Below are 14851 nucleotides of genomic sequence, written 5' to 3'. Positions count from 1 at the left end.
GGAAACTTTATACGGAGGAAAGAAATGGATTTGGGTGATAATGAGCTAACACTGACTCCCATACCTGGGAAAAGTGGCAAGGCTTATATGGGTAGCTATCCTGATGGGAAGCGTATCTTTGTAAAAATGAACACCTCTCCAATCCTACCTGGTCTAGCTAGAGAACAAATTGCTCCACAATTATTATGGAGTCGCCGTTTGGCAGATGGGCGTGATATGTGTGCTCAAGAATGGTTGACAGGCAAGATATTGACCCCCTATGATATGAATCGTAAACAAATTGTCAATATCTTAACCCGTCTTCATCGCTCACGTCCGTTGATGACACAGTTGAGTCGTTTGGGCTATGCCATGGAAACACCTGTAGATTTACTACAGTCTTGGCAAGAAACGGCTCCAGATGCTTTGCGTAAAAATCATTTTATCAGTGAAGTGATGGCTGATTTACGTCAGACTATTCCAGGATTTAGAGAGGACTATGCGACCATTGTCCATGGAGATGTACGACATAGTAATTGGATTGAGACAGACAGTGGCTTGATTTATTTGGTAGATTGGGATTCGGTTCGCTTGACCGACCGCATGTTTGATGTGGCTCACATGCTCTGCCATTATATTCCAGAACATCAGTGGAAGGAATGGTTGACCTACTACGGTTACAAGTACAATCAGACGGTATTAAATAAATTGTATTGGTACGGTCAATTGTCTTATTTGAGCCAGATTTCCAAGTATTATATGAACCAAGATTTAGAAAATGTCAATCGGGAGATTCATGGCTTGCGTCACTTCCGAGACAAGTATGGAAAGAGAAGATGAGAGTTAGAAATCGTAAAGGGGCGACAGAATTACTAGAGGCAAATCCCCAGTATGTGGTCCTCAATCCCTTGGAAGCCAAGGGGAAATGGCGGGACTTGTTTGGTAATGATAATCCCATTCATGTGGAAGTTGGAAGTGGAAAGGGTGCCTTTGTTTCAGGTATGGCCAAGCAAAATCCTGACATCAACTATATCGGGATTGATATTCAAAAGTCTGTTTTGAGCTACGCTTTGGACAAGGTGCTTGAAGTTGGAGTGCCTAACATCAAGCTCTTGTGGGTAGATGGTTCTGACTTGACTGACTACTTTGAAGACGGTGAGATTGATCGCTTGTATCTGAACTTTTCAGATCCTTGGCCTAAAAAGCGTCATGAAAAGCGTCGTTTGACCTACAAAACCTTCTTGGATACCTTCAAGCGTATCTTGCCTGAAAATGGAGAAATTCATTTCAAGACGGATAACCGTGGCTTGTTTGAGTACAGCCTCGTGAGTTTTTCTCAGTATGGTATGAAACTCAATGGTGTCTGGCTTGATTTACATGCCAGTGATTTTGAAGGCAATGTCATGACAGAATACGAGCAAAAATTCTCCAACAAGGGTCAAGTTATCTACCGAGTTGAGGCAGAATTTTAAGAAATAGCCTAAAATCAGGCTGTATAAGTGCTTTTGCTTTACATAAGTTGGCAAACGTGCTATACTAAGAGTAAGAATATGAGAAAGAGAGGCGGGGAAATATCTTCGCCTCTTGCTTATGAGGAGGTGGACGCAATCGCAACAATCGTAGAATTAGTCAGAGAAGTTGTAGAACCTGTCATAGAAGCTCCTTTCGAACTCGTGGATATCGAGTATGGAAAGATTGGCAGTGACATGATTCTCAGTATTTTTGTAGATAAACCTGAAGGAATTACCTTGAACGACACGGCAGACTTGACAGAAATTATCAGTCCTGTCCTAGACACCATCAAGCCAGATCCCTTCCCAGAACAATATTTCCTAGAAATCACCAGTCCAGGCTTGGAACGTCCTTTGAAAACCAAGGATGCCGTTGCTGGAGCGGTTGGGAAATACATCCATGTCGGGCTCTACCAAGCCATCGATAAGCAAAAGGTCTTTGAAGGAACCTTGTTGGCCTTCGAAGAGGATGAGTTGACTATGGAATATATGGACAAGACACGTAAGAAAACTGTCCGAATTCCATACAGTTTAGTATCAAAAGCACGTTTAGCAGTTAAATTATAGAAAAAGAAAGGATAGCTTTTGAGGATTCAAAAGTGAAGAAAACATGAGTAAAGAAATGCTAGAGGCCTTCCGCATTTTGGAAGAAGACAAGGGAATCAAAAAAGAAGATATCATCGACGCAGTGGTAGAGTCGCTTCGTTCCGCTTATCGCAGACGCTATGGTCAATCAGACAGCGTAGCTATTGATTTCAACGAAAAAACAGGTGACTTTACAGTTTATACTGTCCGTGAAGTGGTTGATGAAGTATTTGATAGCCGTTTGGAAATCAGCTTGAAAGATGCTCTTGCCATTAATTCAGCCTATGAACTTGGTGACAAAATTAAGTTTGAAGAAGCACCTGCTGAGTTTGGTCGTGTAGCAGCCCAATCTGCCAAACAAACCATCATGGAAAAAATGCGCAAGCAAACACGTGCCATCACTTACAATACTTACAAAGAGCATGAACAAGAAATCATGTCTGGTACAGTAGAACGCTTTGACAACCGCTTCATCTATGTCAACCTTGGTAGCATTGAAGCCCAATTGTCAAAACAAGACCAAATTCCTGGAGAAGTTTTTGCTTCTCATGATCGTATTGAAGTTTATGTCTACAAAGTTGAAGACAACCCTCGCGGTGTCAACGTCTTTGTTAGCCGTAGCCATCCAGAAATGATCAAACGTTTGATGGAGCAAGAAATTCCAGAAGTTTATGATGGAACTGTTGAAATCATGAGCGTAGCTCGTGAAGCTGGTGACCGTACTAAGGTTGCCGTTCGTAGCCATAATCCCAACGTGGACGCTATCGGTACAATCGTTGGACGTGGTGGAGCTAATATCAAGAAGATTACCAGCAAATTCCACCCAGCTCGCTACGATGCTAAAAACGATCGTATGGTGCCAATCGAGGAAAATATCGATGTTATCGAGTGGGTAGCAGATCCAGCCGAATTTATCTACAATGCTATTGCTCCTGCTGAAGTTGACCAAGTTATCTTTGATGAAAACGACAGCAAACGTGCCTTGGTGGTTGTTCCTGATAACAAGCTTTCTCTTGCTATCGGTCGTCGTGGGCAAAACGTTCGTTTGGCAGCTCACTTGACTAGTTACCGTATCGATATCAAGTCTGCTAGTGAATTTGAAGCTATGGAAGAAACTGCTTCAGTAGGTTTGGAAGCAGAAAACGAAACTGTAGAAGAATAAAAGCTGCTAGGGGAGAATATGAAAACGAGAAAAATCCCTTTGCGCAAGTCTGTTGTGTCCAATGAAGTGATTGATAAGCGTGATTTGCTCCGTATTGTCAAGAACAAGGAAGGACAAGTCTTTATCGATCCGACAGGCAAGGCCAATGGCCGCGGCGCTTATATCAAATTAGACAATGCAGAAGCCCTAGAGGCGAAAAAGAAGAAGGTCTTTAACCGTAGCTTTAGCATGGAAGTGGATGAAAGCTTTTATGACGAGTTGATCGCTTATGTGGATCACAAAGTGAAAAGAAGAGAGTTAGGACTTGAATAAGCAAAAGATAAGCAATCTCTTGGGACTTGCTCAACGAGCAGGGCGTATCATATCGGGTGAGGAATTGGTGGTTAAGGCTATTCAAGATCAGAAGGCCAAGTTGGTCTTCCTAGCCCATGATGCTGGACCTAATCTGACCAAGAAGATTCAAGATAAAAGTCATTATTATCAAGTAGAAATTGTAACCGTGTTTTCAACACTGGAATTAAGCATAGCAGTCGGGAAATCGAGAAAGGTTTTGGCTGTAACAGATGCTGGATTTACAAAGAAAATGAGGTCTCTTATGGAATAGAAGAGGAGGACATGATTTGTCTAAGAAAAGATTGTACGAAATCGCAAAAGAACTTGGAAAAGAAAGTAAAGAAGTTGTAGCGCGTGCAAAAGAGTTGGGCTTGGATGTGAAAAGCCACTCATCAAGTGTGGAAGAAGCTGTCGCTGCAAAAATCGCTGCCAGCTTTAAGACTGTAGCTGCTCCGAAAGAAGAAGCAAAACCTGCAGCACCAAAAGCAAGTGCAGAAAAGAAAGCCGAAAAATCTGGGCCAGCTAAACCAGCTGTAGCCAAGGAAGAGGCAAAAAAAGCTGAGCCAGTCGCTCCTAAAACAGAAAAAGTAGTAGCTAAACCGCAAAGCCGTAATTTCAAGGCTGAGCGTGAAGCTCGTGCCAAAGAGCAGGCAGAACGACGCAAGCAAAATAAGGACAATAACCGTGACCAACAAAAGGGAAATCATCAAAAGAATGATAACCGCAATGGTGGAAAACAAGGTCAAGGCAATCGCGACAATCGTCGCTTTAATGACCAAACTAAGAAACAGCAAGGTCAGCAAAATCGTGGAAATGAGCGTCGCCAACAAGAGGACAAGCGTCCAAATCAAGCGGCTCCACGTATTGACTTTAAAGCCCGTGCAGCAGCCCTAAAAGCAGAGCAAAATGCAGAGTATGCACGTTCAAGTGAGGAACGCTTCAAGCAATATCAGGCTGCTAAAGAAGCCTTGGCTCAAGCAAACAAACGCAAGGAGCCAGAAGAAATCTTTGAAGAGGTTGCTAAACTAGCTGAACAAGCCCAACAAGAGCAACAAGTTCAAGCAGTAATTGAAGTGGTGCCTGAGAAAAAAGAACCTGCAGTGGATACACGTCGTAAAAAACAAGCTCGACCAGATAAAGAACGTGACGATTATGATCACGAAGAAGATGGTCCCAGAAAAAACCAAAAGAATCGAAGTAGTCAAAATCAAGTGAGAAATCAAAAGAACAGTAACTGGAATAATAGTAATAACAAAAAGAATAAAAAAGGCAATAAGCAAAACAACCGCAATCAGGCTCCAAAACCTGTTACAGAGCGTAAATTCCATGAATTGCCAACAGAATTTGAGTATACAGATGGTATGACGGTTGCGGAAATCGCAAAACGTATCAAACGTGAACCAGCTGAAATCGTTAAGAAACTCTTTATGATGGGTGTCATGGCCACACAAAACCAATCCTTGGATGGGGAAACAATTGAACTCCTCATGGTGGATTATGGTATCGAAGCCAAACAAAAGGTTGAAGTGGATAATGCCGACATCGAGCGTTTCTTTGTTGAAGATGGTTATCTTAATGAAGATGAATTGGTTGAGCGTCCACCAGTTGTAACTATCATGGGACACGTTGACCACGGTAAAACAACCCTCCTAGATACCCTTCGTAACTCTCGCGTTGCAACAGGTGAAGCAGGTGGTATCACTCAGCATATCGGTGCCTACCAAATCGTGGAAAATGGCAAGAAGATTACCTTCCTTGATACACCGGGACACGCGGCTTTTACATCTATGCGTGCGCGTGGTGCTTCTGTTACCGATATTACTATCTTGGTCGTAGCGGCAGATGACGGGGTTATGCCTCAGACAATCGAAGCCATCAACCACTCAAAAGCGGCCAACGTTCCAATCATCGTAGCCATCAACAAGATTGATAAACCAGGTGCTAACCCAGAACGCGTTATCGGTGAATTGGCAGAGCATGGTGTCATGTCAACAGCTTGGGGTGGAGATTCTGAATTTGTTGAAATCTCAGCTAAATTCAACCAAAACATCGAAGAATTGTTGGAAACAGTCCTTCTTGTGGCTGAAATCCAAGAACTTAAGGCAGACCCAACAGTGCGTGCTATCGGTACAGTTATCGAAGCTCGTTTGGATAAAGGGAAAGGTGCGGTCGCAACCCTTCTTGTTCAACAAGGTACCTTGAATGTCCAAGATCCAATCGTTGTCGGAAATACCTTCGGTCGTGTTCGTGCTATGACCAACGACCTTGGTCGTCGTGTTAAGGTTGCAGGGCCATCAACACCAGTCTCAATCACAGGTTTGAACGAAGCGCCAATGGCGGGTGACCACTTTGCCGTTTACGAGGATGAAAAATCTGCGCGTGCAGCAGGTGAAGAGCGTGCCAAACGTGCCCTCATGAAACAACGTCAAGCTACCCAACGTGTCAGTCTTGAAAACCTCTTTGATACGCTTAAAGCTGGTGAACTCAAGTCAGTTAACGTGATCATCAAGGCCGACGTACAAGGTTCTGTTGAAGCCCTTTCTGCCTCACTTCAAAAGATTGATGTGGAAGGTGTCAAAGTTACCATCGTCCACTCAGCGGTCGGTGCTATCAACGAATCAGACGTGACTCTTGCCGAAGCTTCAAATGCCTTTATCGTTGGTTTCAACGTACGCCCTACACCACAAGCTCGTCAACAAGCCGAAGCTGACGATGTGGAAATCCGTCTCCACAGCATTATCTACAAGGTTATCGAAGAGATGGAAGAAGCCATGAAAGGGATGCTTGATCCAGAATTTGAAGAAAAAATTATCGGTGAAGCGGTTATTCGTGAAACCTTCAAGGTATCTAAAGTGGGAACTATCGGTGGATTCATGGTTATCAACGGTAAGGTTACCCGTGACTCAAAAGTCCGTGTTATTCGTGATGGTGTTGTTATCTATGATGGAGAACTCGCAAGCTTGAAACACTACAAAGACGACGTCAAAGAAGTTACAAACGGCCGTGAAGGTGGATTGATGATTGATGGCTACAATGATATCAAGACTGATGATGTGATTGAGGCGTATGTCATGGAAGAAATCAAGAGATAATAGAGAAACGATAGCTCATTTGACTCGTCGTCAACATCGCCTTGATGAACTTCAGTTCTATCTAAGGCTTGTTTCCTAGATTCAAATGGCTCTAGTTCCTCTATCTAATAGAAATAGCTAGGTCTGCTGGCCTAGCTTTTGGTTCAAAGTAGAGAAAGGAATATCATGGCAAATCATTTCCGTACGGATCGTGTGGGCATGGAAATCAAGCGTGAAGTCAATGAGATTTTGCAAAAGAAAGTCCGTGATCCGCGTGTCCAAGGTGTGACCATCACAGATGTTCAGATGCTAGGTGACTTGTCTGTAGCCAAGGTTTACTACACCATTTTGAGTGGCCTTGCTTCAGATAATCAAAAAGCCCAAATCGGGCTTGAAAAAGCAACTGGTACCATCAAACGTGAACTTGGTCGCAATTTGAAATTGTACAAAATCCCAGATTTGACCTTCGTCAAAGACGAATCCATCGAATATGGAAACAAGATTGATGAAATGCTACGCAATCTGGATAAGAACTAAGAAGGAGGGGAAACCCTCTTTTTTGGTGGGGAAATGGCTATAAAACATACTGGCGGAATCTTTCTAGAGTTAAACATTATTAAAAAGCTTTATAAAATTCAACTTGTATGATATTATAGGGATTAGAAAGAGTAAATTTCACAGAAATGGCCAGTAAGACTGGTATAGTTAATATTTTGAAAGTGTAGTTAAACGAGGGAAGATAATATGGGCCTTATAAAAACTCTAGCTAAAACTTGCGGGAATTACTTTTTGACCATACAAGGTGTAAAAGTCATGAAAACGATAAAGAAAGATGACCATGCTGTTGTCGGTCTGGGTAAACTCTTTATCGCAGACAAGTTAATGGATACGGCTCGGTGGCTCATCAAGCCAGAGGATAGAAAATGAAATTTTTTGGGTCTTCTTGCTATTATTTTTATCAAACCGATTATTGGGATTTTGAAATTCTTTTGGATGATCATCTCTTTTATAGTCCAATTGCTGTTTTATAAGCTATTATTTAAAATATTGGATTGGCTCTTTAAACTTATTTAGATGGTAATCCAAATCGCAGAGAACTAGCAGGAACTCTACTGCTAGTTTTTTAATCTCTTTCCTTGTGGTATAATATAAGCAGTAAAATCATTTTATACTCTTCGAAAATCTCTTCAAACTACGTCAGCTTCACCTTGCCGTAGGTATGGTTACTGACTTCGTCAGTTCTATCCACAACCTCAAAACATTGTTTTGAGCAACCTGCGGCTAGCTTCCTAGTTTGCTCTTTGATTTTCATTGAGTATTAGAACATACAATGGAGGTCGTCATGGACAATATCATCGATGTGTCAATTCCTGTTGCAGAAGTGGTGGACAAGCATCCAGAAGTCTTGGAAATCTTAGTTGAGCTTGGATTTAAACCCCTTGCCAATCCCTTGATGCGTAATACTGTTGGTCGCAAAGTATCGCTCAAACAGGGTTCTAAGCTTGAAGGAACCCCTATGGATAAGATTGTCCGCACGTTGGAAGCCAATGGCTACGAAGTGATTGGATTAGACTAATGGCAGATGAAAGGATTCATGTCCTACGGGATATTTTGTTAGAATTGCATAATGGCGCCTCTCCTGAGTCGGTTCAGGAGCGTTTTGATGCGACCTTTACAGGTGTTTCAGCTATCGAGATTTCCCTTATGGAGCACGAGCTGATGAACTCGGACTCAGGTGTCACCTTTGAAGATGTCATGGAACTCTGTGATGTCCATGCCAATCTTTTTAAAAATGCTGTTAAGGATGTCGAAGTTGCAGATACCGAGCATCCAGGTCACCCAGTTCGGGTATTTAAAGAAGAAAATCTGGCTCTCCGTGCGGCCTTGATTCGCATTCGGAGATTGCTAGATACCTACGAATCTACGAAAGATGAAGAGATGCTTGCGGAGATGCGTAAAGGCTTGGTGCGTCAGATGGGACTTGTGGGGCAATTTGATATTCATTACCAACGTAAAGAAGAACTCTTCTTTCCTATCATGGAGCGCTATGGTCACGATTCACCTCCAAAAGTCATGTGGGGAGTGGATGATCAGATCAGGGAACTCTTTCAGACAGCCCTAGCGACAGCCAAGTCACTACCTGAAGTGCCGATTTCTACTGTGAAAGAAGATTTTGAAGCCTTTGCGACAGAGTTTGAAAGTATGATTTTCAAGGAAGAGTCCATCCTTCTCATGATTCTCCTTGAATCCTTTACTCAGGACGACTGGCTTCAGATTGCGGAGGAGAGCGATGCCTATGGTTATGCCATCATCCGTCCGTCAGAAAAATGGGTGCCAGAACGTCAGAGTTTTGTTGAGGAAAAGATTGCAGAGGAGCCTATTCAGCTAGATACGCCAGAAGGCCAAGTTCAACAAGTTATCGATACGCCAGAAGGACAGTTTACCATTACCTTTACCCCTAAGGAAAAGGAAGCAGTGCTGGACCGCCATAGTCAACAGACTTTTGGGAATGGCTATCTTTCAGTCGAGCAGGCTAATCTCATCCTCAATCATCTCCCTATGGAGATTACCTTTGTCAATAAAGACGATATTTTCCAGTATTACAATGACAATACGCCAGCTGACGAGATGATTTTCAAACGGACCCCGTCCCAAGTTGGGCGCAATGTCGAACTCTGCCATCCGCCTAAGTATTTGGACAAGGTAAAGACCATTATGAAGGGTCTTCGTGAAGGAGTCAAGGATAAGTATGAGATGTGGTTCAAGTCTGAGTCGCGAGGCAAGTTTGTCCACATCACATACGCTGCAGTCCATGATGAAGAGGGAGAATTCCAAGGAGTGCTGGAATACGTTCAGGATATCCAGCCCTACCGAGAGATTGATACGGACTATTTCCGTGGATTAGAATAAGGAGAAAAAATGAGTTACGAACAAGAATTTATGAAGGAATTTGAAGCTTGGGTCAATACCCAAATCATGATCAACGACATGGCGCACAAGGAAAGTCAAAAAGTTTACGAAGAAGACCAGGACGAGCGTGCCAAAGATGCCATGATTCGCTACGAAAGTCGCCTGGATGCTTATCAGTTCTTGCTTGGTAAGTTTGAAAACTTCAAAGCAGGCAAGGGATTCCATGATTTGCCAGATGGATTGTTTGGTGAGCGAAATTATTAAACGAGATAGATTCTTGATTTTTTACTAAAATCTTGATAGAATATTTATATTAAATCCTTGTCAGAGCAGGGGTTTTTTATTGAAAGGATTTTATCATGTCAAAGAAACTCAATCGTAAAAAACAATTACGAAATAGCCTCCGTCGCGCAGGTGCCTTTTCAAGTACTGTGACGAAGGTTGTAGAAGAGACAAAAAAAGTCGTTAAGCGTGCAGAGCAGTCAGCAAGCCAAGCTGGTAAGGTTGTTTCTAAAAAAGTTGAACAAGCAGTAGAAGCTACTAAAGAGCAAGCTCAAAAAGTAGCCAACTCTGTGGAAGATTTTGCAGCAAACTTGGGTGGACTTCCACTTGACCGTGCCAAAACTTTCTATGATGAAGGAATCAAGTCTGCTTCAGATTTCAAAAACTGGACTGAAAAAGAACTCCTTGCCTTGAAAGGAATCGGCCCAGCTACAATCAAGAAATTGAAGGAAAATGGCATCAAGTTCAAGTAATCTTTCTTGAGCCTTGCATTTCCGAAAAAATCTTGCTACAATAGAGCCATTAGAGGTGTTTTGAATCCTACATTTTACAGAAAGTGGCGGAGCTGAGAAGTCCACAAATGTGTCAAAACTAGTTGCTAATGGATGAAAATTTGAAATAAAAGTGTCTTTTTGTTTTAAAGACGAGAGTTGCGGGCAACTGCCCGAAATTGGGTGGTACCGCGGATAAATACATTCGTCCCTGTCATGTAGATGGCAGGGCTTTTCTTTTGCGTCATAGTCAAAGGAGGTTGTTATGAAGCAATCTTTTAAAACAAGTAAACTCTACTATGGCTTTCCTATCTTCATTTTGGGGTATCAGGATCAGAATTTTGGACACAATATTACGACCTGTAGTTCCTCCTATAGTGTGGGAAATTGGCTAGTCATCGGTGTTGGTGCTGAGGAAAATGCGGCTGAGCAAATCAAGCATTACCAGAAGTTTACTGTGAATATACTTGATGAAAATCTCATGCTCGAGATGGAGCAGGCTGGTTTTATCAGTCATCGAGAGAAATTGGAACACCTGGGGCTAGACTACGAGATTTCTGAACGGACTCAGGCACCGATTTTAGAGGCTTGTCCAGTCGTTTTAGAATGTCAAGTTGATAGAATTATTGAGGAAGACGGTATTTGTCACATCTTTGCCAAGATTATCGAAAGACTAGTTGATCCAGAGCTCTTGGATGACAAGGGGCATTTTAAGAATGACCGTTTTGCGCCGACTTACTTTATGGGGGATGGCCACCAGCGCGTTTATCGCTATTTAGATGACCGAGTAGACCCTATGGGGAGCTGCATTAAGAAAGCGAGGAAGAAAGATGACAAGAGCTGAACTGCCAGAACGCTTGGAAACAGAACATCTCGTGTTACGAGTCCGCACAGTCGCTGATGCCGAGGATATCTATGCCTACGCTAGTCTCCCAGAGGTTGCCTACCCAGCAAGTTTTCCGCCTGTCAAGACCTTGGAAGATGAGGTTTATTATCTGGAGCATATTCTGCCCGAGCGTAATCAAAAGGAAAATCTCCCAGCTGGCTACGGAATTGTCGTCAAAGGAACCGATAAAGTCATCGGCTCTGTTGATTTCAACCATCGGCACGAAGACGATGTACTGGAGATTGGCTACACCTTGCACCCAGACTATTGGGGGCGAGGCTATGTACCAGAAGCAGCGCTTGCCTTGATTGATCTAGCTTTTAAAGAACTTGGTCTTCACAAGATTGAACTAACTTGTTTTGGCTACAATGTCCAAAGTCAACGAGTCGCAGAGAAGCTTGGATTTACCCTCGAAGCTCGCATAAGAGACCGAAAGGATGTTCAAGGGAACCGCTGTGACAGTCTCATATATGGCTTACTGAGGAGTGAGTGGGAGGTGATTTGATGCATCTTTTCATCATTGGTGCTCCGGCCTCAGGAAAAATGACGATTGGTCAAGAGTTATCTCGACTGACAGATGCTACCCTCTTTTATAACCATCAAGCCATCGATTTTGCACTAGAAATCTATCAGGATTATACAGAGGAGATGTGGGAATTTGTTCGTGGAATCACCTTTTCTTTCCTTGGAGCAAGTGCAAGAAATCAGCGATCAGTAATTTTAACTGACGTAATTGATTTTTCAAATCAGTACCAGCTGCTTTATTTAAAGCAAATTCAGGATTTATTGGATAACTTTCATCAAGAGATTCTGTTTGTTGAGTTGGAAACAAGTCTTGAGGAGCGTTTACGTCGAAATCAAACGGAGAACCGGTTGAAGCACAAGCCCTTGAAACGGCATATTGAGATATCTGAAAGAGAAATTTTAGAGACCACTGAAATCCTTCAATTAAATTCTAAAATCCAACCGAATGAGCTACACCACTACCTTAAAATAAATAATACGAATCTGTCTGCAGAAGAAGCTGCTAAGCAGATTCAAGATAAAATGAATACAATAGAGAAAGGACACACACATGTCTAAAGAACTTTCACCTAAATACAATCCAGCCGAGGTTGAGGCTGGTCGTTACCAAAAATGGCTTGATGCCGATGTTTTCAAGCCTTCAGGCGATAAAAAGGCTAAGCCTTATTCAATCGTGATTCCACCACCAAACGTAACTGGGAAACTTCACCTTGGTCACGCTTGGGATACGACTTTGCAGGATATCATTATCCGTCAAAAACGTATGCAAGGTTTTGATACACTTTGGCTTCCAGGGATGGACCACGCGGGGATTGCGACTCAAGCTAAGGTTGAGGAACGCTTGCGTGGAGAGGGCATTACACGTTATGACCTCGGTCGTGAGAAATTCCTCGACAAGGTCTGGGAATGGAAAGATGAATATGCCACTACTATCAAGGAACAATGGGGCAAGATGGGGCTCTCTGTAGATTACTCTCGTGAGCGTTTCACTCTTGACGAAGGTTTGTCAAAAGCTGTTCGTAAGGTCTTTGTGGACCTTTACAAGAAAGGCTGGATCTACCGTGGTGAGTTTATCATCAACTGGGACCCAGCTGCTCGCACTGCCCTTTCTGATATCGAAGTTATCCATAAGGATGTGGAAGGTGCCTTCTACCACATGAATTACATGCTGGAAGACGGTTCACGCGCCCTTGAAGTTGCGACAACTCGTCCTGAGACCATGTTTGGGGACGTAGCTGTTGCGGTCAATCCAGAAGACCCACGCTACAAGGACTTGATCGGTAAAAACGTCATCCTTCCAATCGCTAATAAACTAATCCCAATCGTTGGTGATGAGCATGCAGATCCTGAATTTGGTACTGGTGTCGTGAAAATCACACCTGCCCACGATCCAAACGACTTCTTGGTTGGTCAACGCCATAACTTGCCACAAGTCAACGTCATGAACGACGACGGAACTATGAATGACTTGGCCTTCGAATTTGCAGGCATGGACCGTTTTGAAGCTCGTAAGGCAGTCGTTGCTAAGTTGGAAGAAATCGGCGCCCTCGTTAAAATCGAAAAACGTGTCCACAGTGTTGGTCACTCAGAGCGTACTGGTGTCGTAGTTGAACCACGCTTGTCTACTCAATGGTTCGTTAAGATGGACCAATTGGCTAAGAACGCCATTGCCAACCAAGACACAGAGGACAAGGTCGAATTCTACCCACCTCGTTTCAACGATACCTTCCTCCAATGGATGGAAAATGTCCACGACTGGGTTATCTCTCGTCAGCTCTGGTGGGGTCACCAAATCCCTGCTTGGTACAATGCTGAGGGTGAAATGTACGTCGGCGAGGAAGCGCCAGAAGGTGACGGATGGACTCAGGACGAAGACGTCTTGGATACTTGGTTCAGTTCTGCCCTCTGGCCATTCTCAACCATGGGCTGGCCAGATGTCGACTCAGAAGACTTCAAACGTTACTTCCCAACATCAACTTTGGTGACTGGTTATGATATTATTCCGTTCTGGGTGTCTCGGATGATTTTCCAAGGTTTGGAATTTACTGGCAAGTCGCCATTCAAAAATGCCTTGATTCATGGTCTTATTCGTGATGAGCAAGGACGCAAGATGTCGAAATCTCTTGGTAACGGGATTGATCCGATGGATGTTATTGATAAGTACGGAACAGATAGCCTTCGTTGGTTCCTTTCAAACGGTTCTGCACCAGGTCAAGACGTGCGCTTCTCTTATGAGAAAATGGATGCTTCATGGAACTTCATTAACAAGATTTGGAACATCTCTCGCTACATCCTCATGAACAATGAAGGTTTGACCCTTGAGCAAGCAACTGCCAATGTGGAAAAAGTTGTTAACAAGGAAGCTGGGAATGTCACAGACCGCTGGATTCTCCACAACCTCAATGAAACCATCGGAAAAGCAACTGCCAACTTTGATAAGTTTGAGTTTGGTGTAGCTGGTCACATCCTCTACAACTTCATCTGGGACGAGTTTGCGGACTGGTACGTTGAGTTGACCAAGGAAGTCCTTTATAGCGATAACGAAGAAGAGAAAGTCATCACACGTTCTGTTCTCCTTTATACTTTGGACAAGATCCTTCGTCTCCTCCACCCAATCATGCCATTCGTGACAGAGGAGATCTTTGGCCAGATCTCAGAAGGCTCTATCGTTACAGCGGAATACCCAACTGTCAACCCAACCTTTGAAGACCTTGCAGCTCACACTGGTGTGGAAAGCCTCAAAGACTTGATCCGTGCCGTTCGGAATGCGCGTGCAGAAGTGAACGTAGCACCAAGTAAGCCTATCACCATTCTCGTGAAGACAAGCGATAGCGACTTGGAAGCCTTCTTTAACAGCAATGTCAACTACATCAAACGCTTCACAAATCCAGAACACTTGGAAATTTCATCAACCATCCCTGCGCCTGAACTTGCGATGTCAAGTGTCATCACAGGAGCAGAAATCTACTTGCCACTCGCTGACCTCCTCAATGTCGAAGAAGAACTCGCTCGACTCGACAAGGAACTGGCTAAATGGCAAAAAGAACTGGACATGGTCGGCAAGAAGCTCTCTAACGAACGCTTCGTAGCCAATGCCAAACCAGAAGTCGTCCAAA

Annotated in this window: 17 protein-coding genes; all 17 read left to right on the top strand. The window is 43.4% G+C overall.

Translation table 11 applies throughout. The features are described from left to right. Positions 1-24: 24 nt before the first annotated feature. Positions 25-819 carry a cell cycle regulator CcrZ gene (gene ccrZ / locus RWP09_RS06725; protein WP_000363005.1) on the top strand — a complete coding sequence of 265 codons (795 nt, stop codon included), beginning with the start codon at positions 25-27 and terminating at the stop codon, positions 817-819. After that, entirely contained in the window at positions 816-1451 is a 636-nt protein-coding gene (gene trmB, locus RWP09_RS06720; protein WP_001266094.1) for a tRNA (guanosine(46)-N7)-methyltransferase TrmB, read from the top strand. The genes ccrZ and trmB overlap by 4 nt, the downstream gene beginning before the upstream one ends. 126 nt (positions 1452-1577) lie before the next feature. After that, positions 1578-2057, top strand: a complete 480-nt coding sequence (gene rimP / locus RWP09_RS06715; RefSeq protein ID WP_001810863.1) for a ribosome maturation factor RimP — start codon at positions 1578-1580, stop codon at positions 2055-2057. 43 nt (positions 2058-2100) lie between these two features. Further along, positions 2101-3237 (top strand): transcription termination factor NusA, encoded by a 1137-nt coding sequence (nusA, locus tag RWP09_RS06710; protein ID WP_314435666.1) that lies wholly within the window; start codon positions 2101-2103, stop codon positions 3235-3237. 18 nt (positions 3238-3255) lie between these two features. Then, on the top strand, positions 3256-3549 hold the full coding sequence (gene rnpM, locus RWP09_RS06705) for an RNase P modulator RnpM (protein ID WP_000857561.1): 294 nt from the start codon (positions 3256-3258) through the stop codon (positions 3547-3549). Further along, entirely contained in the window at positions 3542-3841 is a 300-nt protein-coding gene (locus RWP09_RS06700) for a YlxQ-related RNA-binding protein (protein ID WP_314435661.1), read from the top strand. Before rnpM ends, RWP09_RS06700 begins: the two co-directional genes overlap by 8 nt. A gap of 16 nt (positions 3842-3857) precedes the next feature. Continuing rightward, positions 3858-6662: a translation initiation factor IF-2 gene (infB, locus tag RWP09_RS06695; protein ID WP_314435657.1), complete on the top strand. Its 2805-nt coding sequence runs from the start codon at positions 3858-3860 to the stop codon at positions 6660-6662. 165 nt (positions 6663-6827) lie between these two features. Continuing rightward, a complete protein-coding gene (gene rbfA, locus RWP09_RS06690) occupies positions 6828-7178 on the top strand; it encodes a 30S ribosome-binding factor RbfA (protein WP_314435655.1) in 351 nt (116 codons plus the stop codon). A gap of 207 nt (positions 7179-7385) precedes the next feature. Then, positions 7386-7568 carry a hypothetical protein gene (locus RWP09_RS06685; RefSeq protein ID WP_314435652.1) on the top strand — a complete coding sequence of 61 codons (183 nt, stop codon included), beginning with the start codon at positions 7386-7388 and terminating at the stop codon, positions 7566-7568. Between the two features lie 415 nt (positions 7569-7983). Beyond that, on the top strand, positions 7984-8217 hold the full coding sequence (locus RWP09_RS06680; RefSeq protein ID WP_000368739.1) for a DUF1858 domain-containing protein: 234 nt from the start codon (positions 7984-7986) through the stop codon (positions 8215-8217). Next, complete coding sequence (locus tag RWP09_RS06675) at positions 8217-9551, top strand: DUF438 domain-containing protein (protein WP_314435650.1); 1335 nt, start codon at positions 8217-8219, stop codon at positions 9549-9551. The genes RWP09_RS06680 and RWP09_RS06675 overlap by 1 nt, the downstream gene beginning before the upstream one ends. A gap of 9 nt (positions 9552-9560) precedes the next feature. After that, positions 9561-9815, top strand: a complete 255-nt coding sequence (locus RWP09_RS06670; protein WP_000119706.1) for a DUF1912 family protein — start codon at positions 9561-9563, stop codon at positions 9813-9815. Between the two features lie 95 nt (positions 9816-9910). After that, positions 9911-10306 carry a helix-hairpin-helix domain-containing protein gene (locus tag RWP09_RS06665; protein WP_070842208.1) on the top strand — a complete coding sequence of 132 codons (396 nt, stop codon included), beginning with the start codon at positions 9911-9913 and terminating at the stop codon, positions 10304-10306. 283 nt (positions 10307-10589) lie between these two features. Further along, on the top strand, positions 10590-11168 hold the full coding sequence (locus tag RWP09_RS06660) for a flavin reductase family protein (protein ID WP_314435646.1): 579 nt from the start codon (positions 10590-10592) through the stop codon (positions 11166-11168). Next, positions 11155-11715, top strand: a complete 561-nt coding sequence (locus RWP09_RS06655; RefSeq protein ID WP_000196175.1) for a GNAT family N-acetyltransferase — start codon at positions 11155-11157, stop codon at positions 11713-11715. The genes RWP09_RS06660 and RWP09_RS06655 overlap by 14 nt, the downstream gene beginning before the upstream one ends. Next, positions 11715-12293, top strand: coding sequence for an AAA family ATPase (locus tag RWP09_RS06650; protein WP_000550026.1), 579 nt, complete (start codon positions 11715-11717; stop codon positions 12291-12293). Before RWP09_RS06655 ends, RWP09_RS06650 begins: the two co-directional genes overlap by 1 nt. Next, positions 12286-14851, top strand: a 2566-nt coding sequence (locus tag RWP09_RS06645; RefSeq protein WP_314435639.1) for a valine--tRNA ligase, incomplete at its 3' end; no start/stop codon positions are given. The genes RWP09_RS06650 and RWP09_RS06645, both read left to right, overlap by 8 nt.

It is taken from the genome of uncultured Streptococcus sp. (assembly GCF_963521255.1).
In the GTDB taxonomy this organism is placed as follows: Bacteria; Bacillota; Bacilli; order Lactobacillales; family Streptococcaceae; genus Streptococcus.
The sequence above is the reverse complement of the archived record's forward strand: the minus strand, read 5'-3'. Positions and strand labels throughout refer to the sequence as shown.